This window comes from Mesorhizobium sp. B2-4-6 (assembly GCF_006442775.1).
Classification (GTDB): Bacteria; Pseudomonadota; Alphaproteobacteria; order Rhizobiales; family Rhizobiaceae; genus Mesorhizobium.
In genome coordinates this window covers 682,848-706,177 of sequence record NZ_VFVI01000002.1, presented here as the reverse complement: position 1 = coordinate 706,177, position 23,330 = coordinate 682,848, and the positions used below count along the sequence as shown (strand labels likewise).

The 23,330-nt window shown below is 64.4% G+C and carries 24 protein-coding genes and 1 tRNA gene; 12 read left to right on the top strand and 13 right to left on the bottom strand.

What is annotated here, in order from left to right; all coding sequences use genetic code 11:
• Nucleotides 1–70: 70 nt before the first annotated feature.
• The gene (locus tag FJ957_RS09375) at nt 71–364 is read left to right on the top strand and encodes a hypothetical protein (protein WP_140830667.1); all 294 of its coding nucleotides are present in this window, start codon (nt 71–73) and stop codon (nt 362–364) included.
• Nucleotides 365–1,447: 1,083 nt separating this feature from the next.
• Here FJ957_RS09375 and FJ957_RS09370 read toward each other — a convergent pair.
• The 3 genes from FJ957_RS09370 to phaC form a co-directional block, all read right to left on the bottom strand.
• Nucleotides 1,448–1,522: transfer RNA gene (locus FJ957_RS09370), tRNA-Glu, on the bottom strand.
• A gap of 450 nt (nt 1,523–1,972) precedes the next feature.
• Nucleotides 1,973–3,133, bottom strand: coding sequence for a YcbK family protein (locus FJ957_RS09365; RefSeq protein ID WP_246685801.1), 1,161 nt, complete (start codon nt 3,131–3,133; stop codon nt 1,973–1,975).
• Between the two features lie 326 nt (nt 3,134–3,459).
• Nucleotides 3,460–5,295: a class I poly(R)-hydroxyalkanoic acid synthase gene (gene phaC / locus FJ957_RS09360; protein ID WP_140830664.1), complete on the bottom strand. Its 1,836-nt coding sequence runs from the start codon at nt 5,293–5,295 to the stop codon at nt 3,460–3,462.
• A gap of 97 nt (nt 5,296–5,392) precedes the next feature.
• Between phaC and FJ957_RS09355 the strand changes: the two genes are divergently transcribed.
• From FJ957_RS09355 to recJ, 5 genes are all read left to right on the top strand, one after another.
• A complete protein-coding gene (locus FJ957_RS09355; protein WP_181177376.1) occupies nt 5,393–5,797 on the top strand; it encodes a hypothetical protein in 405 nt (134 codons plus the stop codon).
• A gap of 47 nt (nt 5,798–5,844) precedes the next feature.
• On the top strand, nt 5,845–7,062 hold the full coding sequence (locus FJ957_RS09350; RefSeq protein WP_140830662.1) for an LL-diaminopimelate aminotransferase: 1,218 nt from the start codon (nt 5,845–5,847) through the stop codon (nt 7,060–7,062).
• Between the two features lie 57 nt (nt 7,063–7,119).
• Nucleotides 7,120–8,433, top strand: coding sequence for a homoserine dehydrogenase (locus FJ957_RS09345; protein ID WP_140830660.1), 1,314 nt, complete (start codon nt 7,120–7,122; stop codon nt 8,431–8,433).
• Between the two features lie 215 nt (nt 8,434–8,648).
• Complete coding sequence (gene glpX, locus FJ957_RS09340; protein WP_140830658.1) at nt 8,649–9,632, top strand: class II fructose-bisphosphatase; 984 nt, start codon at nt 8,649–8,651, stop codon at nt 9,630–9,632.
• Nucleotides 9,633–9,769: 137 nt separating this feature from the next.
• Entirely contained in the window at nt 9,770–11,554 is a 1,785-nt protein-coding gene (gene recJ / locus FJ957_RS09335) for a single-stranded-DNA-specific exonuclease RecJ (protein WP_140830657.1), read from the top strand.
• Nucleotides 11,555–11,572: 18 nt separating this feature from the next.
• Here the strand turns inward: recJ and FJ957_RS09330 are convergent, their stop codons facing one another.
• From FJ957_RS09330 to folE, 3 genes are all read right to left on the bottom strand, one after another.
• Entirely contained in the window at nt 11,573–12,538 is a 966-nt protein-coding gene (locus FJ957_RS09330; RefSeq protein WP_140830655.1) for a patatin family protein, read from the bottom strand.
• Nucleotides 12,539–12,622: 84 nt separating this feature from the next.
• Nucleotides 12,623–13,081 carry a phosphoribosyl-AMP cyclohydrolase gene (gene hisI, locus FJ957_RS09325; RefSeq protein ID WP_140830654.1) on the bottom strand — a complete coding sequence of 153 codons (459 nt, stop codon included), beginning with the start codon at nt 13,079–13,081 and terminating at the stop codon, nt 12,623–12,625.
• A 40-nt stretch (nt 13,082–13,121) separates the two neighbouring features.
• Nucleotides 13,122–13,751 (bottom strand): GTP cyclohydrolase I FolE, encoded by a 630-nt coding sequence (folE, locus tag FJ957_RS09320; protein ID WP_140648134.1) that lies wholly within the window; start codon nt 13,749–13,751, stop codon nt 13,122–13,124.
• Between the two features lie 236 nt (nt 13,752–13,987).
• Between folE and FJ957_RS09315 the strand changes: the two genes are divergently transcribed.
• Both FJ957_RS09315 and FJ957_RS09310 read left to right on the top strand, forming a co-directional pair.
• Nucleotides 13,988–14,434: an iron-sulfur cluster assembly scaffold protein gene (locus FJ957_RS09315; protein WP_140707979.1), complete on the top strand. Its 447-nt coding sequence runs from the start codon at nt 13,988–13,990 to the stop codon at nt 14,432–14,434.
• Between the two features lie 32 nt (nt 14,435–14,466).
• On the top strand, nt 14,467–14,907 hold the full coding sequence (locus FJ957_RS09310) for a cell envelope integrity protein TolA (RefSeq protein WP_140830652.1): 441 nt from the start codon (nt 14,467–14,469) through the stop codon (nt 14,905–14,907).
• A gap of 19 nt (nt 14,908–14,926) precedes the next feature.
• Here the strand turns inward: FJ957_RS09310 and FJ957_RS09305 are convergent, their stop codons facing one another.
• Entirely contained in the window at nt 14,927–15,844 is a 918-nt protein-coding gene (locus tag FJ957_RS09305) for a LysR substrate-binding domain-containing protein (protein WP_140830651.1), read from the bottom strand.
• Between the two features lie 92 nt (nt 15,845–15,936).
• Here FJ957_RS09305 and FJ957_RS09300 point away from each other — a divergent pair, with 92 nt between their 5' ends.
• The 4 genes from FJ957_RS09300 (at nt 15,937) to blaOXA (ending at nt 17,759) form a co-directional block, all read left to right on the top strand.
• Nucleotides 15,937–16,098 carry a hypothetical protein gene (locus FJ957_RS09300; RefSeq protein WP_246685789.1) on the top strand — a complete coding sequence of 54 codons (162 nt, stop codon included), beginning with the start codon at nt 15,937–15,939 and terminating at the stop codon, nt 16,096–16,098.
• A 69-nt stretch (nt 16,099–16,167) separates the two neighbouring features.
• Nucleotides 16,168–16,542, top strand: coding sequence for a membrane protein insertion efficiency factor YidD (gene yidD, locus FJ957_RS09295; protein WP_140830647.1), 375 nt, complete (start codon nt 16,168–16,170; stop codon nt 16,540–16,542).
• 75 nt (nt 16,543–16,617) lie between these two features.
• On the top strand, nt 16,618–16,824 hold the full coding sequence (locus FJ957_RS09290; RefSeq protein ID WP_140830645.1) for a hypothetical protein: 207 nt from the start codon (nt 16,618–16,620) through the stop codon (nt 16,822–16,824).
• A gap of 122 nt (nt 16,825–16,946) precedes the next feature.
• Complete coding sequence (gene blaOXA, locus FJ957_RS09285) at nt 16,947–17,759, top strand: class D beta-lactamase (protein ID WP_140830644.1); 813 nt, start codon at nt 16,947–16,949, stop codon at nt 17,757–17,759.
• A gap of 95 nt (nt 17,760–17,854) precedes the next feature.
• Here blaOXA and FJ957_RS09280 read toward each other — a convergent pair whose 3' ends face one another.
• The 6 genes from FJ957_RS09280 to FJ957_RS09255 are packed head-to-tail and all read right to left on the bottom strand — an operon-like array spanning nt 17,855 to nt 23,274.
• Nucleotides 17,855–18,823: an ABC transporter permease gene (locus FJ957_RS09280; protein WP_140830642.1), complete on the bottom strand. Its 969-nt coding sequence runs from the start codon at nt 18,821–18,823 to the stop codon at nt 17,855–17,857.
• Nucleotides 18,820–19,812 (bottom strand): ABC transporter permease, encoded by a 993-nt coding sequence (locus FJ957_RS09275; RefSeq protein ID WP_140830641.1) that lies wholly within the window; start codon nt 19,810–19,812, stop codon nt 18,820–18,822. The genes FJ957_RS09280 and FJ957_RS09275 overlap by 4 nt, the downstream gene beginning before the upstream one ends.
• Nucleotides 19,809–20,558 (bottom strand): ATP-binding cassette domain-containing protein, encoded by a 750-nt coding sequence (locus FJ957_RS09270; RefSeq protein ID WP_140830639.1) that lies wholly within the window; start codon nt 20,556–20,558, stop codon nt 19,809–19,811. Before FJ957_RS09270 ends, FJ957_RS09275 begins: the two co-directional genes overlap by 4 nt.
• Nucleotides 20,548–21,309 carry an ATP-binding cassette domain-containing protein gene (locus FJ957_RS09265; protein WP_246685788.1) on the bottom strand — a complete coding sequence of 254 codons (762 nt, stop codon included), beginning with the start codon at nt 21,307–21,309 and terminating at the stop codon, nt 20,548–20,550. The genes FJ957_RS09270 and FJ957_RS09265 overlap by 11 nt, the downstream gene beginning before the upstream one ends.
• A gap of 1 nt (nt 21,310) precedes the next feature.
• Nucleotides 21,311–22,261 (bottom strand): threonine/serine dehydratase, encoded by a 951-nt coding sequence (locus tag FJ957_RS09260; RefSeq protein ID WP_140830637.1) that lies wholly within the window; start codon nt 22,259–22,261, stop codon nt 21,311–21,313.
• Nucleotides 22,258–23,274, bottom strand: a complete 1,017-nt coding sequence (locus FJ957_RS09255; RefSeq protein ID WP_140830636.1) for a succinylglutamate desuccinylase/aspartoacylase family protein — start codon at nt 23,272–23,274, stop codon at nt 22,258–22,260. Before FJ957_RS09255 ends, FJ957_RS09260 begins: the two co-directional genes overlap by 4 nt.
• Nucleotides 23,275–23,330 lie beyond the last annotated feature (56 nt).

The following is a 23,330-nucleotide window of genomic DNA, read 5'->3' as shown; positions in this document are numbered from 1 at the left end:
AGCGCAACCGTTGCGGAACGGCGTCGCCGGATGCGAATTTGGCGATACGATGTTTTGCGAGGATGCTACCATGCCCATACGCAAGATTGCGTTCTGCGCGGCAGCGATGGTCGTTGCGGCTACACATTTCGCCGACGCCCGGCCCGACACACGCAAGATGACCTGCGCGCAGACCCAGGCGCTGATCCAGAGCCAGCATGCGGCGGTGCTGAGCACCGGAGCGAACACCTATGATCGCTACGTCCGCCAGTTCGGCAATGAGTGCGATGCTCCTTACGTGCCGATGGTCGACTATGTCCCGGCGAGCGACGGTCGGTGCATGGTTTATCGGTGCGAAGAGCCGGCGCCCATGGTTCCGGATTGATCGGCGGCCAGCGCCGCTTTCCCGGCTTTGGCCGAATCCCGGACATTGTCCGACGCGGTCTATTTGAGCTTTTGGATTTCCGGTGCCGGCGTCTGGTCGGTCGCCGGAGCCGGCGTGCAATCCGGGCCCTTGCAGTCGAGGACCGGATCCTCGGCCGGGGGCAGGCAATTCTGCCCCTCGCAATGGATTGCCGGCGACGGTTGCGTCGTTACCTTGCTATTCGGCTGGACAGGTTGATCGTCGGCGCGAACAGGCGAAGCGCCTGCCAGGCCAATCATCGCCGCGCACGGCAGCGCTATCCGAAGCAAGTTCATTCTTGCCTCCACGGTTGGGAGCGAGGAGAAGCTACACCTTCGGTTGGGAGCCTACACCCTGTCAGCCGTGAATGGCGTTAACGGCGGGTTTCTGCCCCCGAGAGCCCATTGTCGCGCCCGACTGCCGCAATGAACCAGACCTGGCCGCGCTTCATGACGCCTCCTCTCAGTTGCCAATCCGAAGCGAACAAGACATCCAAGGCCTGTTCCGTCGACAGGGTGTACAATGGGCATCTCTCGGCCATCTGTACGTGCAATTTCACTCTGCAAGCGGAACGAGAGTGCGGGTTAACCAGTTAGCTCGATATGCCTACCAAGGTCAAAGAACCGCAGCCGAAGTCCGACCAGAAAAAGGGCCCTGTTCCCGATCAGGAAGGATCACCAGAGCCTGAACATGTCGATAAGCCACCGCGAGACGTGCGAGAGGCACCGGCACCAAATCCCAACGGCGACAAGAAATCCTGATGAATTGCGCAAGTGAAACGATGGCCCGGCTGCTATGTGGCCAGGCCCTTGCCAACCCAACCACGGATGTAACCCAGAAGCGTTTCGCTGCTTCATCAATTGCATGAAGGTCTGATCCGGAGTGAAATTTCCAGCCGCGCCGCTTCCGGTGAGGCTATCCAAAGGCTCATCGAAGCGATCGCACACAGGAAATGAAACTGCCAATTTGGCTGATGAGCGGATCGGTCGGGAGCTTCTGCCTCAGATAATTCTCAAGCGTCAGGCCCCGATCGCCGCTCGACGGTCCTCATATGTGCTTGAAAGCTGGTACGCCCAAGGGGAATCGAACCCCTGTTACCGCCGTGAAAGGGCGGTGTCCTAACCGCTAGACGATGGGCGCGCTCAGACGAAGCGGCTTATAATTGCGTTGTTGCCAACCGGCAACCCATCCGCAGCCAGATGCGACAACTTTTTTCGAAAGCGGGAAAGGCGCTCTTTCGGCGAGCCAAGGTGCGTTTCGCGGCCTCGCTTGGTGGCGCACCCTTGGAGATTAGCCGGGACATCCCTCGCGGTCGTCATTCTGTGGCGGAGCAAGGGGCGCAGCGAGGACCATGGAATCCCTTCCGTGGTGCATGAGTGCTGCAACGGTGCAAGAACCCTCACTGCTGCATCCCGCGGCCAAGGTGACGGAATGGATCCTCGGGTCTGCGCGTCCGCTTCGCCCGTGGATGACGAAGTTCCGAAGGCTTTGGCCAATCGCGAACGTCCCGACGGATGAAAACAAACGTGGCGCGCTGATCGGCTCTCAACCCGCCAAACCGGCTATGCGAGCCGGACCAAGCCGAAAGTATCAGCCGTCCTCGCCACCGCCGCTGCGGCGACGGCAGCGCCAGTTCCAGTCGCGCTCGGGCCCGACGTCGACATGGACGGATTCGGTGTGGCAGTAGGTGCCGACGCCGCCGCGGCCCGGCATCGTGCGGACGTAGTTCGCCAACTCCCACTTCGAGACGCCCGGCACCTGGATGTCGGCGGCGGCGCAATACATGTGCAGCGAGTTCTTGGCACCGTTGGCGCGGCGGTTGCGCGAGGGATCGCGATAGCCGGAGGTGACGATCATCTTGCGGCCGAAATGGCCCTCGATCGTCTTCAGCACTCGCACCAGCGAAGGCTTGAGGCAGGCGACGTCGACGCTTTCGTTCTGCTTCAAAAGACCGTTGGGCGCGAGTCTCGCCATGCCGGCGGCCGACGCCACTTGGTAGGAACCGCCGCCGCCCTCGTCCTCATTGAGATCGACGTCGCTCTCGTCGTCGATGCCGGACTTGCGCTTGATCTCGAACAGCGCCGTCTGGCGCACGCCGGGGAGAGCGTCGGCGCCGGTGATGTGATTGGCCGGGTCGTCGAGCGAGGCCAGTTGCACCGACTTCTCGGCCGGGGTCGCCGAGGCCAGCGTCACGATCGGCTTGGCCGGCGGCGGCGTGGTCTTGGCCTGCGCCGCCGGCTGGTCGCCGGAGCGCGCGTTGTTGATCAGGGGGGCGGGCGCGGCCGAAGCTGGCGTCGTGCTGAACAGCGAGGCGAACAGGCTCTTCTTCGGCGCGGCGATCGGCGGCTGCGCCGACTCGCCGGCGGTCACATAGACGCCGTTGCTCATGGCTTGCGTGGTCGCCTGCGCCTTCGACGCGACGGCGGCGGCATCGCCGGCGGCGACCTGCTGGGCGACGGCTTGCGTCTGGTCCGCCGTTTGCGCCTGCTGAACCAGCGGTTGCGGCGTGCTTCCGGCAATGGCCTGGGCGCCGGCAGGGATGGCGATGGGGAAGGTGCCGTCCGGCCGCGTCTCCGGCACATAGGCGACCTTCTCGGGCAGGGGCGTATCGTCCTCGCTCATCACGGTCGAGGCCGCCTCGGCGGTCGCCGATGCCGGCAACGACGAATCGGCCGAAGCCGCTGTCTTGGCGCTGGATGACGCGGTCATTTCGGTCGCGGTCGAATTGTAGGCGGGCGAAACGACCGACATCGTCGGGTCGCCGGTCGACGTGCAGGAGGCCAGCAGCACGGAGAAAAGTGCCGCCGCGATGCTGCGACTTTCCCCTCGTGCAAGACGCCAACCTGCTGATTTCAAAATAAATTCCCCCTCGGTATCCGGTCGGTTCGCTATCGCCGCGCTACTCCAGAACCGCGCCGCGATAACCCTCCTGTTCCCAACCGGAAACGGGATGTGTGTCGAATCTGCAAGCCTCGGAATTATTCGGCGTCGAACGCTGATTTGAGGCCGCCGAACGATTGACGCCACCATTTCGCCCTGTTTTGGCGGGGCGTCAACTCACCAGACATTACAGTCTGTTACACGCGCACCTTGACATAGGTGCCCGGCGCATCTCCCAAGGTTTTCATGCGCTTGCCTGGTTTTCGGGCGGGTACGCGGATGTCGTCCTGGTTCTCGATCCAGTGTTGCCAATGCGTCCACCAGGAACCGGGATGCTCGTGCGCCGCGGCGAGCCACGCGTTGAAGTCACCTACCGGCCTGCCGCCGGTCCAGTACTGGTATTTCCTGGCGGCGGGCGGATTGACGACGCCGGCGATGTGGCCGGAACCCGCCATCACATACTCGACGTCGCCGCCGAAAAACTGTGATCCCAGGAACACCGAAAGCGCCGGCGCGATGTGGTCTTCTTTCGTGGCCAGGTTGTAGACGGGAATCGTGATGTCGGCCAGCGAGACCATGCGCCCCGCAAGCTCCATCACGCCGCGCGACAGATTGTTCTCGAGATAGCAATTGCGCAGATAAAACGAGTGGTTGGCCGCCGCCATGCGCGTGGAATCGGAATTCCAGTAGAGCAGGTCGAAGGGCAGGGGCTCCTTGCCGCGCATGTAGTTGTTGACGACGTAGGGCCAGATCAGGTCGCCCGAGCGCAGCATGTTGAAGGCGGTCGCCATCTTGGTGCCTTCCAGATAGCCCTTTTCGCTCATCGAGCGCTCGACGGCTGCGACCTGGTCCTCGTCCACGAACACCTTGAGGTCGCCGGCATGGGTGAAGTCGACCTGCGTGGTGAAGAAGGTGGCCGATTTGATGCGGTGGTCACCCTCTTGCGCCAACAGGGCAAGCGCGGCGCCGAGCAGCGTGCCGCCGACGCAGTAGCCGATCGCGTTGACCTCTTTTTCGCCCGTTGCCTTCTCCACCATGTCGAGGCCGAATTGCAGGCCTTCGCGGATATAGGCCTCCCAGCCCTTGGCGCCGTGGCGTTCGTCGGGATTGATCCAGGAGATGACGAAGACGGTGTGGCCCTGCTCGATCGCCCAGCGTATGAAGGATTTCTGCGGGTTGAGGTCGAGGATATAGAATTTGTTGATCCATGGCGGGCAGATCAGCAGCGGCCGTTTCAGCACGGTCTCCGTCACCGGGTCGTATTGGATGATCTCGGCGACGTCGCTGCGGCCGACGACCTTGCCGGGCGTCGTGGCGATGTTCTTGCCGATTTCGAAGGGCGTGTAATCCGCCTGGCGCAGCCTCAGGTCGCCCCGGCCTGCGGCGATGTCCTCGGCCAGCATCTTCATGCCGCGCACGAGGTTCTCGCCGTTCGAGGCGACGGTCTCGCGGAACAGCTCCGGATTGGTCAAGATGAAGTTCGATGGCGCGATCGCGTTCGACACCTGCTTGACGTAGAAGCTCGCCTTGTGGCGGGTGTGCTCGTCCAGGCCCTCGGCATGCTCGACAAGCTCGTTCGCCCAGTGCGAGGTGACGAGATAGGCCTGCTTGAGGAAATCGAAGAAGGCGTTGCGGCCCCATTCCGGGTCCTGGAAGCGCTTGTCGCCGCGTTCGGGCTGAACCGCGTCCTGCGGCGCCTCGGCGTTGAGGTTGACTTTCTGGATGGCGTTCGCCCAGACGGTCATATAGCCGGCGAAGAGTCGCGTCTGCGCTTCGAGCGCGCGTTGCGGATCGCCCAGCCAGTATTCCGAGAGCTTGGAGAAGGTCTTGACCATGTCGACGACCGGTTCGGCGACATGGTCGCGCACTTGGCCCTTCTCGCGCGGTTCGGCCCAGGCGGAAGCCGCCTTGCCGGCCTGCTCGATCATGCGCGCCATGTTCAGGGCGAAGCGCTCGGGATCCTTCACCAGATATTGCTCGATGGCCGAAGGTCCGCCATTTTCCGCTTTGTCCGAATCGTCAGGTTTGGACATGGTTCGCGGGGTTCCTCCCGGAGCGTTTTCTTGACATAGTACCATGGGACATCTGACTGGGTCCAATTCGCTGTAACCCGGCTGCCAGGAAAACAATATGACGATTAATGTTGGCCGGACTTTTTTTCTCGACGCGGGTTCGATTTGCCGCATGGCGGTCGCGGCAGGGCTGGTCGGCGTGCTGCTGCCCGCCGGCGGCTGCACGAGCACTAGCACGAACAATGCGCCGACGGCCTTGACCGAAGGCCCGAAGGACACCGGCTCCTATCCGAACCTCAATGTCCCGCCGCCGGTCGCCGCCAAGCAACTCACCAAGGAAGAGACCGCCGCGAACCTCGCCCAGCTCAAGGCCAAGGAGCAGGCGCAGATCGCCAAGGGCAGCGGCGTCAAGGCACCGGCGAATGCGGCGGCGCTCAGCACCTTGGCTAAAACGCATGGCGGCGACACGCTGAAGCAGATCGAGGGCAAATGCGACCCTGCTCTCGACCCTAGTTGCAATTAGGTTTATATCGCGCGCCGAAAGCGCCCCTTTGATCGTCTGGAACCGCCATGGAAGAATTTCACAAGGTCCGCCGGCTTCCGCCCTACGTGTTCGAGCAGGTCAATCGGCTGAAGGCCAGCGCCCGTTCGCGCGGCGCCGACATCATCGACCTTGGCATGGGCAATCCGGATCTGCCGACGCCGAAAGCCATCGTCGACAAATTGTGCGAAGTGGTGCGCGATCCGCGCACGCATCGCTATTCGTCGTCGCGCGGCATTCCCGGCCTGCGCCGCGCCCAGGCGAATTATTATCAGCGCCGCTTCGGCGTGAAGCTCAACCCCGACACGCAAGTGGTGGCGACGCTTGGTTCGAAGGAGGGCTTCGCCAACATGGCGCAGGCGATCACTGCGCCCGGCGACGTCATCTTGTGCCCCAATCCGACCTATCCGATCCATGCCTTCGGCTTCATCATGTCGGGCGGCGTCATCCGCTCGCTTCAGGTAGAGCCCGATGACGGCTTCATCCCGGCGGTCGAGCGCGGCATCCGCCATTCGATCCCGAAGCCGCTGGCGCTGATCCTCAACTATCCGTCGAACCCGACGGCGCTGGTCGCGACGCTCGATTTCTACAAGGACGTGGTCGCTTTCGCGAAGAAGAACGACATCATCATCTTGTCGGATCTGGCCTATTCGGAAATCTATTTCGACGGCAATCCGCCGCCGTCGGTGCTGCAGGTGCCGGGCGCGATGGATGTCTGCGTCGAGTTCACCTCGATGTCGAAGACCTTTTCCATGCCTGGGTGGCGCATGGGTTTCGCGGTCGGCAACGAGCGGCTGATTTCGGCGCTGACCCGGGTGAAGTCCTATCTCGACTATGGCGCGTTCACACCGATCCAGGTAGCGGCGGCGCATGCGCTGAACGGCGACGGCGCCGACATCGAGGAGGTGCGCGAGGTCTACCACAAGCGGCGCGACGTGATGGTCGATTCCTTCGGCCGCGCCGGCTGGACCATTCCCGCGCCCGCGGCCTCGATGTTCGCCTGGGCGCCTATCCCGGAGCCGTTCCGCCATCTCGGCTCGCTGGAATTCTCCAAGCTGCTCATCGAGCATGCGGATGTCGCGGTGGCGCCGGGTGTCGGCTTCGGCGAGCATGGCGACGACTATGTGCGCGTGGCGCTGGTCGAGAACGAGCACCGTATCCGCCAGGCAGCGCGCAACATCAAGAAGTTCCTCGCGACCACCGCCAAGCAGCCCAACAATGTGGTGCCTTTAGCCGCTCGTCGTTGAGTTGCCTGACATTTTTTGCACCTGACATTTTTTGCAAGTTGAGGGGCGTCGCCGGACATGGCTGAAGCGTTGCGTGTTGGAATTGCCGGCCTTGGCACGGTGGGCGCCTCGGTGGCGCGCGTACTGCGCGACAAGGCGGCCGAGCTCGCCCGGCAGTGCGGTCGCGACATCGTCGTGACCGCCGTTTCGGCCCGCGACCCGAAACGCGACCGCGGCATCGATCTGAGCGCCGCGAAATGGTTCGACGATCCGGTCAAGATGGCCGAGAGGGCCGATATCGACGTCTTCGTCGAACTGATCGGCGGCGACGAGGGACCGGCGCGGCTGTCGGTGAAGGCAGGGCTCGAGGCCGGGCGCCATGTCGTGACCGCCAACAAGGCGCTGCTTGCCAAGCATGGCGTGGCGCTTGCCGAGATCGCCGAGAAGAAGGGCGTGCTGCTCAACTACGAGGCGGCGGTGGCCGGCGGCATCCCGGTCATCAAGACGATGCGAGAGGCGATGGCGGGCAACGCGGTGACCCGTGTCTTCGGCATCCTCAACGGCACCTGCAACTACATCCTGACCCGCATGGAAGCCGAAGGCATCGCCTTCGACGCCTGCCTGAGGGACGCGCAGCGGCTCGGCTATGCCGAGGCCGATCCGACCTTCGATATCGAAGGCCATGACACGGCGCACAAGCTGTCGATCCTGACCAGCCTTGCCTTCGGCACCAGGATCGCCGCCGCCGACATCTATATGGAAGGCATCTCCAACATCACCCAGGCCGATATCCGCGCGGCGGGCGATCTCGGCTACCGCATCAAGCTGCTCGGCGTCGCGCAGCGCACCGACAGCGGTATAGAGCAGCGCGTGCACCCGACGATGGTGCCGACGGCGTCGGTCATCGCGCAGGTGCATGGCGTCACCAACGCGGTGGCGATCGAAACCGATATCCTGGGCGAGCTCTTGCTCTCGGGTCCGGGCGCGGGCGGCAATGCCACCGCTTCGGCGGTCGTCGGCGACATCGCCGACATCGCCAAGAGCCGGCCGGGCTTCCAGCACGGCCCGGTCTTCGGCTGGCCGGCGAAGGAGCTGAAGCCCTACAAGAAGGCGCGGATGCGCAGCCATGCCGGCGGCTATTTCATCCGGCTGACCGTGCATGACCGCACCGGCGTCTTCGCGGCCATCGCCAAACGCATGGCCGACAACGACATCTCGCTGGAATCGATCGTCCAGCAGGCGGCCGGCCCGGAAACGCAGGCGCAGAAGACCGTCATCCTCGTTACCCACGAGACGACGGAAGCGGCGGTGCGCAAGGCCGTGGAAGGCATCACCAAAGACGGTCATCTGACCGACAAGCCGCAGGTGATCCGCATCGAGCGGGCGGAATAGCCAAGTCCGATTCCGTCTTCAATCGATTGATTTTGCTGTCATTTCAAAAATTGACGGGGCAAGTCTTGCCGTTGTCATGGAGCTTTGCCAGAAGAAGCGCGCCCTTGGCGGGAGGCGGAGCAAGTCCGGTGCTCAACGGCGCTGGAATTGCTCGCAGCAACAATTAGAGCGGTTCAGAATTGTACCGGTCTCATGTCAACGAGGAATGCCCATCCATGAACATGGCCCAGAACATCGTCGCCGGTCTCGATCGGATCCTTACCATGGAAGTCGTGCGCGTCACCGAGCGGGCGGCGGTCGCGGCGGCAAGGCTGCGCGGGCGCGGTGACGAGAAGGCCGCCGACCAGGTGGCGGTCGACGCCATGCGCCAGGAGCTCAACCGGCTGGCCATCAAGGGCACGGTGGTGATCGGCGAAGGCGAGCGCGACGAGGCGCCGATGCTCTATATCGGCGAGGAGGTCGGCACCGGCAAAGGTCCGGCCGTCGATATCGCGCTCGATCCGCTCGAAGGCACGACGATTTGCGCCAAGAACCTGCCCAATGCGCTTGCCGTCATCGCCATCGCGGAAAAGGGCAGCCTGCTGTTCGCACCCGACGTCTACATGGACAAGATCGCCATCGGGCCCGGTTATCCGGACGGCCTCATCGACATCGACGTGCCGCCGGCCGAGAACCTCGCCCGGCTGGCCAAGGCCAAGGGCGTGGCGGTGCCGGACATCACCGCCTGCATCCTCGACCGGCCGCGCCATGCCAGACTGATCGACGCAGTGCGCGCCACGGGCGCGGCGATCCGGCTGATCGGCGACGGCGATGTCGCCGGCGTCATCCACACCACCGATCCAGACGAGACCGGCATCGACATCTATCTCGGCACCGGCGGTGCGCCGGAAGGCGTGCTGGCGGCGGCCGCACTTCGCTGCACCGGCGGACAGATGCAGGGCCGGCTGATCCTCGACACGCCGCAGAAGGTGGCGCGAGCCGAGAAGATGGGCATTTCAGACCCGAAGCGGGTCTATCGCGTCCAGGACATGGCGCGCGGCGATGTGCTCTTCGCCGCGACCGGCGTCACCGACGGCAACCTGCTCGACGGGGTGAAGTTCGGCCGCACCTTCATCACCACGCACACCATCGTGCTGCGCTCGTCCTCGCGCACGGTGCGCGAGATCAAGGCCAGGCATCAGGATCTGGATAAGTTCTGATCTCGCTTAGCCCGAGCGCTTTCCGCAATTCGGGGAAAACGTTCCACACCTTTCCCCGGATTGCCCGCTTCCCCGCAATTGCTCTGGACGTCGCATGTTGATATCTGCGCAGCAATGATGTGCAGACGGCGCGTCGCATGACCGGCGAGAAACGGTTCTTCCTCGATGTCAGGCAATCGGCGACCGGTGTTTCCTGGGAACACCGGCTGACCGAGCGGCAGGACATGGCCGCGCTCGCGATCGCGCAAGGCCATGGCGTGCCGGATATTGTGGCGCGGGTGCTTGCCGGGCGCGGCGTCAGCGTGGAGCAGACCGAGCGTTTCCTCGATCCGACCATTCGCGAGCTTCTGCCGAACCCGGCATCGCTGACCGATATGGAGAAAGCGGCGGCGCGGCTGGCCGATGCGATCGTCGCCCGCGAGAAAGTGGCGATCTTCGGCGACTACGACGTTGACGGCGCCGCGTCGTCGGCGCTCATCAAGCGCTTTCTCACGCATTTTTCGGTGTCGTCGGAAATCTACATCCCGGACCGCATCTTCGAGGGCTACGGACCCAATCCGGAAGCGATGCGGGAGCTGATCTCGCGCGGCGCGAAGCTGATCGTCACCGTCGACTGCGGCACCAACAGCGCGACCTCGATCGACGCGGCCAGCGAGGCCGGCGCCGATGTCGTGGTGCTCGACCATCATCAGGTCGGCGGCCCGCTGCCGGCCGCGGACGCCGTGGTCAACCCTAATCGCGAGGACGACCTGTCGGGGCAGGGACATCTGTGCGCCGCCGGCGTCGTCTTCCTGTGTCTTGTCCAGACGGCGAAGGTGCTGCGCGCGAGGCTACCGGACGCCGCGCCGGTCGATCTGCTCGCAATGCTCGACCTGGTGGCGCTGGCGACGGTCTGCGACGTGGTGCCGCTCACCGGGGTCAACCGCGCCTTCGTGGTCAAGGGGCTGCAGGTGGCGCGCCAGCAGAAGAACGAGGGGCTGGCGGCGCTGGCGCGGGTTTCACGCATCGGCGAGCCGATCAACACTTTCCATCTGTCCTTCCTGATCGGCCCGCGCATCAATGCCGGCGGCCGCATCGGCGATGCCGCGCTCGGCAGCCGGCTTTTGGCCACCGACGATCCCGTCGAGGCGACAGGGATTGCCGAGACGCTGGACCGGCTGAACCAGGAACGGCAGCAAATGGAGCAGGAGATGCTGGCGCAGGCGCGCGCCGAGGCCGATGCAGAGCTTGCCGGCGGCAACGGCCCGGCAGTCATCGTCACCGCCAGCAACACCTGGCATCCGGGCATCGTCGGGCTGATCGCTTCTCGGCTCAAGGATTATGCGCGCCGGCCGGCCTTTGCCATCGCCTTCAATTCGACCGGCATCGGCACGGGCTCCGGCCGTTCGGTGACCGGCTTCGATCTCGGCCGGTTGGTCCGCGAGGCGGCCGAGGCCGGGCTGATCGTCAAGGGCGGCGGCCACGCGATGGCGGCGGGCATCACCGTCGAGCGCGCCAAGCTAGGCGAATTGCGCGCCTTCTTCGAGGAGCGCGCCGCGGCCGACGTGTTCCGGCTGCAGAACGAGGAGAGCCTGGCGATCGACGGCGCCTTGGCCGCCGAGGGCGCCACCATCGCGCTGCTCGACGCGCTGGAGAAAGCCGGGCCGTTTGGCGCCGGACACATCGCGCCGGTGTTCGTGCTGCCGCGCCATCGGCTGGCCGACGCGCGCGCGATCGGCACCAACCACATCCGCGCGGACCTGCAGTCGCAAAGCGGCGGCAAAATCCAGGCCATGGCGTTCCGTGCCGTCGACACCGCGCTCGGCGAATTCCTGTTCAAAAACAGGGGCAGGACCGTGCATATCGCCGGTTCGCTCTCGGGCAATTACTGGAACGGCAACCGCACGGTGCAGTTTCGCATCAGCGATGCGGCGCTGGCTTAACGACGCGATAGGGGGAATTCAGACCAGAACGGTCTGCAGCCGGGTCAGTTCGTTGATCTGGGACTTCGTCGCCTGGTAGCCGAGGCTGATCGCCTCGTCGGCGCGATGGAATTCCGTCAGGCCGATATGGCTGAGCTTGGGCTGCAGCGACATATCCGGCGGATCGCCCGCGAGCCTGGCCCGCGAAATCCGGTCCTGGATGATGTTGAAGGCCTCTACCATGACGCCAGTGATACCAAGGCGGGTCTGGTGTGATTGGGGATTGACCTGGCCGGGGCGCGGCGCGTCGTTCTCGACAAGCAGTTCGCCGGCGCTGTGCTTGATGACGGCGGCGCGGCCGAACAGGTCGTAATGCAGGTTTACGGCCACGACGAGCGGCTGCTCATAGGCGCGGCAGACCGAGACCGGCACCGGATTGACTAGCGCGCCGTCGACCAGCATGCGGCCGTTGCAGGCCACCGGCTCGAAGACGCCCGGCAGCGCATAGGAGGCGCGCATGGCGGTGACGAGCGAACCGCTCGACAGCCAGATCTCATGACCGGTGCGGATTTCAGACGCGACGGCAACGAAAGGTTTCGACAAGTCCTCGAAACGGGCGCCGTCGAGGTGCTCGCGCAGGCGCTGATCGAGCCTCATGCCGCCGAACAGGCCGCTGCCGCGAAGATTGAGATCGAGAAGGCCGAAAATGCGCCGCTTGGTCAGGCTTCTGGCGAATTCTTCCAGTTCGTCGAGCTTGCCGGCAAGGTAGCAGCCGCCTACCAGCGCCCCGATCGAGGTGCCGGCGATCATCGATACTTCGATGCCGGCCTCGTCAAGCGCGCGCAGCACGCCGATATGGGCCCAGCCGCGCGCGCATCCGCCGCCGAGCGCCAGCGAGATACCGGCTTTCCTGCCTGGCTTCGGGTCAGACGCCCCGCCGGACGATGCGGGGCCGTTGGCCTCCCGAACGTCAGGTCTGCTGCGCAATGACGCCCATTCGAGCATCACGATCTCCCTTGTCCCATATTCCTTCTACCGCAAGGATATTTGAGAATAGTGAATATGGGTGGTTTTTGAATATTGAATGGTTCACACCGGCTTCCGATACGTCTGGTCCGCATCGAACAGCGGTCTGCTGCCGTCGTCGACAAGCGTCGCCTTGCCGTCGTTGAGCCCCACCGTCCGATAAAAGCATGAACGCCTTCCGGTGTGACAGGTTGCGTCGTGGCCCAACACTTTGACGCGCAACCATATCGCGTCCTGGTCACAATCCGTGCGCATCTCGACGACGTGCTGGAAATTGCCGGAGGTTTCGCCCTTCTTCCACAGCGCGTTGCGCGAGCGCGACCAGTAATGGGCAATGCCGGTCTCCAGCGTAAGCGCCAGCGCCTCGGCATTCATATGCGCGACCATCAACAGCATGCCGTCGCCGGCGTCGGTGACGACGACGGTGACGAGGCCCGCCGCATCGAAGCGCGGAGAAAGGATAGTGCCTTCCTCCAGCGCTTTCTTGTCTGACGAAGCTTTTGGGAATTCGACTGCCGACATCGCCGGTCCTTGTATGTTCGGGCCGGCAAGGGCCGGCAAATCAGCCGGCGCGCACCATGGTGACGAAGCGGACCTGCTCCTCGGGCGTATCCTTGAAGACGCCGGTGAAGGTCGAGGTCAGCGTGGTCGAGCCCTGCTTGCGGATGCCGCGCATGGCCATGCACATATGCTCGGCTTCGAGCATGACGGCGACGCCGCGCGGGTTGAGAACATCCTGGATGACGCCGGCGATCTGCGCCGTCATCGCTTCCTGGGTCTGCAGGCGATGCGCGAAGATGTCGACGACGCGCGCGATCTTCGACAGGCCCACGACCTTGCCGTCCGGCAGATAGCCGACATGCGCCTTGCCGATGATCGGCACCATGTGGTGCTCGCAATGCGAATGGAACTTTATGTCCCTGACAATGACGAGATCGTCATAGCCGGCGACTTCCTCGAAGGTGCGGCCAAGCTCGTCGGCCGGGCACATGTCATAGCCGTTGAACATTTCGCGGAAGGCTTTGGTGACACGCTTGGGCGTGTCGATCAGGCCTTCGCGGTCCGGATTGTCGCCGGTCCAACGCAAAAGCGTACGCACGGCGGCTTCGACCTCGGCCTCGCTCGGCCTGTCGGTGACCGGCTTGTCCAAATACTCGGAGGGGGGCATGATTTTCTTGATGACGGCATCCATAAAGGCGTCTCCCGTAGTCCCACTCAAAGGTGGGACGAGTTGAACGGACCACGACCTTTTGGGTGAAAATCGCCCATTTCCATCCCGCAAGCGGCGTGAACATATGGACAGGGACAGCGGCTTGTCGTCGCCTTGTCGATGCCCGACTGCGATTATTATATATGGTTCTGGCGGCGCGAAAGGAAGACGCGACAGCGGCAAAGCCTGTTCGCTGGGCGGCGACGGATTGGAAAAATATGATCGACGACGTCTACAATGCGAAAATTCTCGGTTTCGCCGGGAACATAGGGCGGATCGGCCGGCTCGACGATGCCGACGCGACAGCCAGGGCGCATTCCAAATTGTGCGGCTCGACCGTCACCGTCGACCTCAAGATGGACGGCGACGTGGTGACGGATTTCGCCCATGACGTGAAGGCCTGTGCACTCGGCCAGGCCTCATCGTCCATCATGGCTCAGCATGTGGTCGGCGCCCGCGCCGACGAACTGCGCGCAGTGCGCGAAACCATGCTGAAGATGCTCAAGGAGAATGGGGCACCGCCCGATGGCCGTTTCGCCGACCTCAAATATCTGGAGCCGGTGCGCGACTACAAGGCGCGCCATGCCTCGACCATGCTGACCTTCGACGCGGTGGTCGATGCGATCGGCCAGATCGAGAAGAAGCGCGCCGGACAGGCGGCTTGAGGTTGGGAATTCAGCTTTCGCGAGGGGTGGGCGTGCGAGCTTCCGTTTTTGCATTGAGCTTTGCTATTTTACTTGCGTTGAGCGGCGGCGTGAGCCGGGCTGACGTGGCGCTCCAGCGGGATATCGGCGCCTATTTGATGAGAGCTATCCAAGTCTGTTGGATCCCGCCGGCCGGTACCCACGGCGTTGCGCGCGTCAAGATCAGCCTGAACAAGGACGGCTCGCTCGCCGGCCCACCAAGGATACTTAGTCCCGTGACACCATCGCCGGACGAGGTTGCCGAGGCTGCTGTTCGGGCGATCAGGCGTTGCGCGCCATTTCCCGGGCTGACATCCTACGCGGACCACTACGATCTGTGGCGCGATGTCGTTCTCACATTCAACCCGGCAGAGGACACGTCACAGAAGCCCCTGGGCATCGATGCCAAGGATCTCGAAAAACTTCTGGAAAAATATAGCAAGAAGCCGGATTAACCGGAGCAGCGCGCGCGCCTCAGATGTTCGCTTCCTGCGCCTGCCTGCTTTTGGCGAATTCGATTCTCACCCAGTCGGCAAAAGCCTTGGCGGGTTCCGGCAGACTCCGCAAGCTCCTGGCCACCAGCCAGTAGGCGCCGGAAGCGACATCGATATCGAACGGCTTGATCAAAGTGCCTGCCGCGAGTTCCTCGCCGACCAGCAAGAGATCGCCGAGCGCCACGCCATGGCCGAGCAGCGCAGCCTGTTTCGAAAGCGAGATGTCGGCCAGCATCGGGCCACGCGCGGGGACCGCATCGGCGGGCACGCCGGCTGCCTGGAACCAGCGCGCCCAACCTTGGCGGTTTTCCTCGTGCAGCAGCGTGTAGTGGCGAAAGTCGATCGGCTTCTCCAGGGGAGGGCCGGATGCCAACAACCCCGGCGACAGAACCGGTGAATCGACGGTCGAGACCAGGCGCTCGGCCTCGCTGCGCGGCCATGACGTGGCGTGCGCGCTGAAACGCAAGGCGAGTTCGGGCTGATCGCTGCGGAACTCGATCGGCCGTGGGTCGACTTCGAGGGACACATCGATATCGGGCCGCAATTGGCGGAAGCGATTGAGCCGCGGCACCAGCCACACGGCGGCAAGCGACGGTTCGACGCTTACACGGACGACGGCTTGCGCCGGCGAGGCCGTAAGCTCCGAAAGCACCCGGTCGATGTCGTCGAAGCTCCTGACCAATCGGTCGAGCAGCCGTTGCCCCGCATCCGTCAGTTCGACGCGGCGATGGAGGCGCAGAAACAGCGGTCTGCCCAGGAAGGTCTCGAGCTCGCGGATCTGACGGCTGATCGCGGCCTGCGAGACATAAAGCTCTTCGGCCGCCCGGCTGAAGCTCAAATGCCGGCCGGCCGTCTCAAAACTCCTGAGCGCCGTCAGCGGCAGCCGTCCTCGCTTCATTCGCATAACCTCAAGTTATCCGATGAGGAAATTATACTCGTTTGAGAGGGAAGGCCAGCGGCAGTCTAATCGGTGCTCAAAGGAGCGCTGCCATGAACCAGTTCCTGACCATTTTGAACGACGTCATGCGGATCGCCACCTTTCAATGGCACGGCGAAGCCTTGCGAGGAGGCGGCTGCGAGGAACGTCGGAATGCACCCTGCCGCCACGTGCCGCCCGCCAATAGGTATCCCACCCGGCGCTCCCGGCTTTGACGGCAAAGCATTGCGTTTCAGCGCCGAAGGTCACATCTATCGCGCAGTGAAACAGGCCTGCGGAGACAGATGGGCGACCATCACGGATATACGCACGGCGCCCGGCCGATCCGGCGCGGGCGCAACTGGCCGGGGCCTTGGCGCAAAACGCCCGGGCGCATCCTGGGGACGTCGCTCGTGCGCCTCTATCAACTGACGCTCTCGGGCTTTGTCGGCAACAGCTGCCGGCACCTGCCGACCTGCTCCGAATATGCGCATGAGGCGATCGCTCGCCATGGCCTTTGGGCCGGTGGCTGGATGGGCTTGTTCCGCGTCCTGCGCTGCGGTCCGTTCGGAACGCACGGCATCGACCGCGTGCCGGAGACGCTTGCCCGGCGCTATGTCTGGTTCATGCCCTGGCGCTACTGGCGGATCGGCAAGAAACGCGGCGAAACCAACAGCTGAGGCTTGTCCCGAAACGGGTGGCGGCGCCCGCTGGCCGAAGCGACACTGGAGCCCTCCAAGATGCGAGGTTTCCCGATGATGTCTCTGTTCCTGGCCATTCACGCCCATGCCGCCAAGCGGGGCGATGGGCTGCGGCCCGAATTCCTCGGGCTGATGCCGCAGCCACGCGATATGCCGAAAGCCGTGAATGAAAATCCAGTCAGCTCTGCCGATGAGCCAAATGGCGCTTTGAAGGCCGATCCGCAGCCGGGCAAGACAGTTCGTAGGCCTGTCATCGTCTAAGCTTTGTTTACCGTCCGGTAGGGTTAACGCGAAGCTGCACGAACACTGCGAATTTGAGACAAAATCGAGACATGTCGTCTCGCTAAGCCGCTTCCGCAATCTCATTCCGGAGTGACTTCGCCATGCGCCAGATGGACCGCTATCCCTTCATTTTCGCCATCGTCCTCTTCCTTCTGGCATGGATGCTCGGCTTGCCGGTGCGGGCGCAATCGGCGCCGCTCGACGATATCCACTGCACGCTGGTCCAGGATTCGCGGAGCGGCGAAACGCTTTACCAGGACGGCGTCTGCGACAAGCGCGTCAGCCCGGCGTCGACGTTCAAGGTGCCGCTCGCGCTGATCGGCTACGATTCCGGCATCCTGAGCGATCAGCACACGCCGAGCTGGGACTACAAGCCGGAATTCAAGGCGGCGAAGCGTGACCAGAAGACCGTCGATCCGACGATCTGGGAGCGCGACTCCATCGTCTGGTACTCTCGCGAGATCACGCGGCGTCTCGGCGCCGAGAAGTTCTCCTTCTATGTGTCGAAATTCGGCTATGGCAACAAGGACGTCTCGGGCGATGCGGGCAAGGACAATGGGCTGACGCAATCCTGGATAAATTCCTCGCTCGAGATATCGCCGGTCGAACAGACGGCTTTCCTGCGCCAACTGCTCGCAGGCAAGATGCCGGTGTCGGCCAAGGCGCATGAGATGACCAGGGCGATCCTTCCGACCTTCGCAGCAGGGGATTGGACCGTGCAAGGCAAGACCGGCAGCACCAGGCTCGGCCAGGACGGCAAGCGCTCGCTCGGCTGGTTCGTCGGCTGGGCCGAGAAGAATGGCCGCCGCATCGTCTTTGCCCGGCTGGTCGTCGATGCCAAACGGACCGATAAGCCGAAAGGCCTCGCGACGCGGGCGGCGTTCCTGAAGGATTTGCCGCAACTGGTGAAATGAGGCTCGCCCGACGTAAAGTTAAGAGAAGGCGATCCGACAGGCGGACCAGTCGCGGCTGATCGGACGGTGGACCAGGCACGCTCAAGCGATCGCGCTCAGATCAGCGTGCGGACGTGGGCTTCGCGGCCATAAATCGAGACCAATGCGAGAATGACGAGCCCCAGGGCGGCTTGCACCGTGGAAGGCGCGAGGCCGAGGCCGATTAGAAATGTGTTGAGCTCGATCAGGACTGCCGAGCCGGCAATCGTGCCGATCAGGCTGCCGCGCCCGCCGACGAGCGCGGTGCCGCCGATCACCACCGCGGCAATGGTCTGGAACAGGTAAGGTTGGCCGACGTCGCCATAGGCCGAGCCGGTGAAGCCGAGCAGGAGGATGCCCGCGAGCGCGGCGAACAGGGCGCTCAGCGCGTAGCTGACGATAACGATCCGATGCGGGTCGATCAGCGCCAGCGGCGCCGCGGTCGGGTTGCTGCCAAGTGCATAGACCTGCCGGCCGAACGGCGTGCGAACAAGCATCACATGGACAAAGATCGCCAGCACCGCGAAGCACGGCACGACCCATGGCACAGGCAGCCGGCCGATGGTTCCACCGATCGACACGAACTCGCTTAGATAGGCCGGAGCCGAACCGGTGGGCAGCCCACCGGTCCACATCAGCACGATCCCCTGTACCGTGGTGCCGACGCCGAGCGTTACGATCAACGGGTGGATCCTGAGGAAAGAGGAAAGCGTGCCGTTGAGGGCTCCGATCGCCATCGACAGCAGCGCCACGACGAGGCAGACCAGCCAGAACGCCATCCCGTCGCCATAGAGCGAGGCGGCAACGACATTGGCGAAGCCGATGACGAAGGGGATCGACAGGTCGATTCCGCCAAGCAGGACCACCAGTGTCTGGCCGATGGACGCCACGGCTATGAATGTCGCCAGAACGAGCATCGAGCGGATGGCGAACGGTGCGCCGAAGCCCTCGATCGCCAGCGAGCCGAGGACGAGCAGCACCAGAGCCATACCGATGGCGCCCAGGGTGCGGCTTGTGTTGGCGCCGAGGCCGGGAAGGACGTTCATCTCGATCCTCCAGCGATGCGGCCGGTCAGCGCGTTCAGCGACACGGATGCGACCAGGATGACGCCGTAGAGGGTGTGCAGCAGGAAACTCGAGACGTTGAAATAGGTGAGCGTGCTCTGCAGCAGGAAAATCACCGCCGCGCCCAGCGCCGCGGCAGCGAAGCCGCCGCGCCCTCCTGCGAGGCTCACGCCGCCGAGCGCCACCCCGGAGATGGCGACCAGCGTGAAGGTCGGGCCGACATTGGGGTCGGCCGAGCCGAGCAGCGCGCTGAGCAAAAGCCCCCCGGCGCCGGCAAAAAGGCCGCCGAGCGTGTAGGCGAAGACACGCACGCCGGTCACGGGGACGCCGGCGGTGAAGCAGGCACGGTCATCGCTGCCGCACGCCATCAGCCAATCATAGACGGTCAGGCGTTTCGCCAGCAGCCAGATTGCCGCCATGCCGGCGAGCGGAACTATGGAGTAGGGGCCGGCAAGGGCCTTCAGCCAGCCGGGCGCGGTGCCCTCCGGCGCTGGCAGAAAGGTCAGCGTCACGCCGCTGAGCACCAGATAGGTGCCGAGCGTGGCCACGATCGGCTGGATGCGCAGCACCGCGGAGAGCAGCCCGTTGAACAGCCCGACAAGCGCGCCGATCGCAAGGGCGACCGGCACCAGCACCCAGGGTTGGTCGATACCCAGATCGCCCGCCAGTACCTTGACCAGGATGATGTTGATGAACCCCATCAACGGACCGATCGACACGTCGATGCCGCCGCGCCCGGCCATGATCGCCGGCATGGAGGCGATGGCTGCCGCCAGCGTTGGGCCGGCCAGGCCGATGACGGTGCCCCAGGAGCCGGGCAGCATCCAGGCCCGATTCAGCCATAGGTCGACGATGAGCAGCGCGAGAAGGATAACCAAGGCCGGCACCGAGTCGCGGCGACCGGCCAGGAGCGCTCCGATGCCACGGGATCGCGTGGGCGCGTCGCCGGCAATTGGCACGGAGGCTGTCATGCGACGCGCCCGAACATTGCCGCGATCACGGTGCTGCTGTTCATATCTGCCCCCGAGAAGGTAGCGACGAGGCCCTGCTCTCGGAACACAAGAAGCCGATCGCAGAGGCGGAAGATCTCCTCGAGCTCCGAGGACAGCACGACGAGCGCCATGCCCTCCTGTCGCGCGAGATCGCGGAAGGCCTGGTAGAGCGTTTCACGGGTCCGCTGATCGACGCCGCGAGTGGGGTCGTTGAGGAGGAGAATCCTGGGTTCGCGCGCCAGCCAGCGCGCCAGCAGCACCTTTTGCTGGTTGCCGCCCGAAAGAGCGGTGATGGGCTTGTTGCCCCCGGGCGCCACGATCGACAGCCGCTCGCGGTAGCGTTCGAAGCGTTCGCGCCTGGCTCGCGTGCTGATCAATCCGAAGCGGCAATCGCGCCCCAACGTCGCCATGCTGAAATTGTCGAGGATCGACAGCGAGGGGAAGATGCCGTTGGCTCTGCGGTCGCGGGCAAGATAAGCGATGCCTAGCCGCGTCGCGTGGCGGAAATCGTCGATTTCGACATAGTCGGTTCTGCCATGACGGACGAGGACGCGACCGCCGACCGGCGCGCGCAAGCCGGCAAGCGTTTCGAGGAAAGCGTCCTGGCCATGCCCGTCGAGCCCGGCGAGGCCGACGATCTCACCCGCATGGATGAGTTCGTCCAGCCCGGGCGTATTGTGGGCAAGCGACACGCCTTCGACGCGCAGGGCCGGCTCAGAGGGCATGATCGAGCTCCCTGGCGGCGGCGGGCGCCATCAATTGCAGCAGCCGCTCGGCCGAAACCGACGCGGTTTCTAGCGTATCGACCAGTTGCCCATTGCGCAGCACGGTGACCCGATGGGCTAGACGCATCACCTCGTCCATCCGGTGCGAGATGAACAGCACCAGGCCGCCCGCCCGGGCATGGTCCTCGATCATCCCGAACACCGCGTTGCGGTCGCCGAGATCGAGTGCGGCGGTGACCTCGTCAAGCACAAGGACCTTCGGGCGGCGGACCAGAGCCCGCGCCAGCACGACCAATTGGCCCACCGCCAGCGACAGCGACCCGGCGGGCGCATCGAGATCGATCGGCAGGCTGGTGATCCGCGAGAGAGCCGAGGCGGCTATGCCGTGACGCGCTGAGCGGCTGGCGCGCCAGCCGAACGCCGAGCCGGTGCCGAGCACGATGTTGTCGGCGACGGAGCGTTCGGGGGCGAGCAGCACTTCCTGGAAAACGGTCGCCAGGCCGAGTTGCTGGATGCGCGCCGGATTGGAACCGGTGACCGGCCGGCCAAGCATCCGGATGCTCCCGGACGAGGGCGCGACGGTCCCCGAAAGCAATTTGACCAAGGTGCTCTTGCCGGAGCCGTTCTCACCCAGGATGGCGTGGACCGAGCCGGCCTGGAAGGCGAGATCGAGGTTCGACAGCGCCAGGGTCTCGCCATAGCGCTTCGACAGACCGCACGCTTCGAGCATCGGGGTGCGCTCGTCTGTCATCTCATTGGCCATCCGCGCCAATGCCATTGCTGCCGGCGCCGCAGATAAGCGTCGCGACCTTTGCGCGCGGCGGCAAACGAAGCCTGCCCGAGCGCAAGGCTGCGATGCCGGCCGCGCCGCTCAGGTCAGCCGCGATGCCGAATTCGAACCACAGCCAGCGCGCAGCCGCCTGCATATCCTCGTCGTTCACGAGGACGATCTCGTCGACATGATCGCGCACGATGCCGAAGATGCGCTCGTCCGTTCGCCCGCAAGCCATTGTGGCGATGCGGGTGGTGACGGCCGGCAAGGTGACCACATGACCGGCGGCAAGAGAGGCCTTGAGCGTCGGCGAACCGACGGGCTCGATGCCGACGATACGGATCGAAGGTTTCAGCGCCTTGAGCGCGACCGAAATACCGGAGATCAATCCGCCGCCTCCGATGGCGACCAGCACGACGTCGAGTTCCGGCAGCGCTTCGATGAGCTCAAGCCCGATCGTGCCCTGGCCGGCCACGACCTGGGGGTCGGCAAAGGGGTGGAAATAGGCCGCGCTGCGCTCCTTGGCGAACGCCAAGGCCGCGCGGTTGGTGGCATCCCAAATGGCGCCCTCGACGCGGACCTCGGCGCCCCACATACGGAGCTTTTCGATCTTCGCCTGCTCGGCCGTCTCCGGCACGAACACCGTCGCCCGCACTCCGGCGGTCGTTGCCGCCCGCGCGGTCGCAAGGCCATGATTGCCGCCCGAAGCGGTCACGATGCCGGCGGCGAGCGCTTGCCGAGGCGTGGTCAGCAGCCGGTTGGTCGCCCCTCTGGCCTTGAAGGAGCCGGTCGGCTGCAGCGACTCGAGCTTCATCCAGACTTCGGCATCCGCCAATGGCTGCCGAGTGACCGTCGCGTTCACGACCGGCGTGCTTCGGATGTATGGGGCGATGCGTTCGGCGGCCGCCCGCACATCGTCGAGGCCGATCACGGCAATTGCCCGCGATAAGGCGTCGCCACGACCATGCAGACGTTGCCGGGCCGGACCTGGCCCGGCTGGCGACGTACGTAAACGATGCCGTCGGCCCGGTAGCGGAGCGTTTCGGGGGCGCGACCGGGATTGGCAAGGAAATGAATGCGCCCGGCCGGCTCGCCGGCATGCACCTCCACGCCGTTGAGATGCAGGGGTTCGAACACGCCTGTCTCGGTGGCGAGCACATAGGCATCGGGAGTGACCTCATAGATATCAGGCCGCTTCAAGGAAGGCGGCCCATCCTTTCCGGGCGGCAGCACGCCAAAATGCGCCAGCAGGTTGCGCAGGCCTCGCCGGACGACCGCCAGCGCTTCGATGGATACCGCGCCGCCGCCGGCGAGCTCGGTGCCGACCACCGTCAATCCCGCGCGCACCGCCGTGGCCGTCGAGGTTCGTGGATCACCGCGATTGGAGATGACCACGACCATGGGCGCGCCGAACGCCACGACCGCGTCGATGTTGCGCTTGAAATGCGCTGGATCGGCGGCCGGCTCGATGGCGGCGCTTGGCACGTTGACCGATGACGATCCGCCGGAATGGAGGTCGACGAAGACGTCGGCCATCGGGAATAGGACATCGCTGATGAAGGCGGCGATCTGGGCGGTAATGGTGCCGCCGTGATCGCCCGGGAACACGCGATTGAGATTGAGGTCGTCGACCGGCGAGGTTCGGCGACCCGCCACGACCGCGGGCAGGTTGATCGCCGGCACGATGATCAGCCGGCCCGAGATCGAGGCCGGATCGAGATCGCGGATCATCTCGCCGAGCGCGATCGGCCCTTCGTACTCGTCGCCGTGGTTGCCACCCTGCAGCAGGATGGTCGGCCCTTTGCCGTTCTTGATGACGGTGAGCGGGATCGGCACGACGCCCCAGGCATCCTCATGAACGGAAAGCGGGAGGTTGACGAAGCCGATCTGCTTTCCGTCCTTTTCGAAATCGATATCCGTGCTGGCCGTGCTGACGAGCTTCATGATGGTTCTGCCAAAAATGTCTGGAAGTGAGGAAGGGCCCTCCTCGGAGGGCCCTT

Bases quoted from the DNA above. Each gene is read 5' to 3' on its own strand.
- FJ957_RS09365 (WP_246685801.1), bottom strand. From the start codon at position 3,133: ATGTCGGTCGTTTCGCCCGCCTACAATTCGACCGCGACCGAAATGACC.
- glpX (WP_140830658.1), top strand. From the start codon at position 8,649: ATGAACATGGCCCAGAACATCGTCGCCGGTCTCGATCGGATCCTTACC.
- FJ957_RS09275 (WP_140830641.1), bottom strand. From the start codon at position 19,812: ATGACAGCCTCCGTGCCAATTGCCGGCGACGCGCCCACGCGATCCCGT.
- FJ957_RS09375 (WP_140830667.1), top strand. From the start codon at position 71: ATGCCCATACGCAAGATTGCGTTCTGCGCGGCAGCGATGGTCGTTGCG.
- hisI (WP_140830654.1), bottom strand. From the start codon at position 13,081: ATGTCGGCAGTCGAATTCCCAAAAGCTTCGTCAGACAAGAAAGCGCTG.
- FJ957_RS09280 (WP_140830642.1), bottom strand. From the start codon at position 18,823: ATGAACGTCCTTCCCGGCCTCGGCGCCAACACAAGCCGCACCCTGGGC.
- FJ957_RS09345 (WP_140830660.1), top strand. From the start codon at position 7,120: ATGGCTGAAGCGTTGCGTGTTGGAATTGCCGGCCTTGGCACGGTGGGC.
- blaOXA (WP_140830644.1), top strand. From the start codon at position 16,947: ATGCGCCAGATGGACCGCTATCCCTTCATTTTCGCCATCGTCCTCTTC.
- FJ957_RS09270 (WP_140830639.1), bottom strand. From the start codon at position 20,558: ATGCCCTCTGAGCCGGCCCTGCGCGTCGAAGGCGTGTCGCTTGCCCAC.
- FJ957_RS09300 (WP_246685789.1), top strand. From the start codon at position 15,937: ATGAACCAGTTCCTGACCATTTTGAACGACGTCATGCGGATCGCCACC.
- yidD (WP_140830647.1), top strand. From the start codon at position 16,168: ATGGGCGACCATCACGGATATACGCACGGCGCCCGGCCGATCCGGCGC.
- FJ957_RS09315 (WP_140707979.1), top strand. From the start codon at position 13,988: ATGATCGACGACGTCTACAATGCGAAAATTCTCGGTTTCGCCGGGAAC.
- FJ957_RS09265 (WP_246685788.1), bottom strand. From the start codon at position 21,309: ATGACAGACGAGCGCACCCCGATGCTCGAAGCGTGCGGTCTGTCGAAG.
- phaC (WP_140830664.1), bottom strand. From the start codon at position 5,295: ATGTCCAAACCTGACGATTCGGACAAAGCGGAAAATGGCGGACCTTCG.
- recJ (WP_140830657.1), top strand. From the start codon at position 9,770: ATGACCGGCGAGAAACGGTTCTTCCTCGATGTCAGGCAATCGGCGACC.
- FJ957_RS09255 (WP_140830636.1), bottom strand. From the start codon at position 23,274: ATGAAGCTCGTCAGCACGGCCAGCACGGATATCGATTTCGAAAAGGAC.
- FJ957_RS09330 (WP_140830655.1), bottom strand. From the start codon at position 12,538: ATGCTCGAATGGGCGTCATTGCGCAGCAGACCTGACGTTCGGGAGGCC.
- folE (WP_140648134.1), bottom strand. From the start codon at position 13,751: ATGGATGCCGTCATCAAGAAAATCATGCCCCCCTCCGAGTATTTGGAC.
- FJ957_RS09305 (WP_140830651.1), bottom strand. From the start codon at position 15,844: ATGAAGCGAGGACGGCTGCCGCTGACGGCGCTCAGGAGTTTTGAGACG.
- FJ957_RS09290 (WP_140830645.1), top strand. From the start codon at position 16,618: ATGATGTCTCTGTTCCTGGCCATTCACGCCCATGCCGCCAAGCGGGGC.
- FJ957_RS09350 (WP_140830662.1), top strand. From the start codon at position 5,845: ATGGAAGAATTTCACAAGGTCCGCCGGCTTCCGCCCTACGTGTTCGAG.
- FJ957_RS09355 (WP_181177376.1), top strand. From the start codon at position 5,393: ATGACGATTAATGTTGGCCGGACTTTTTTTCTCGACGCGGGTTCGATT.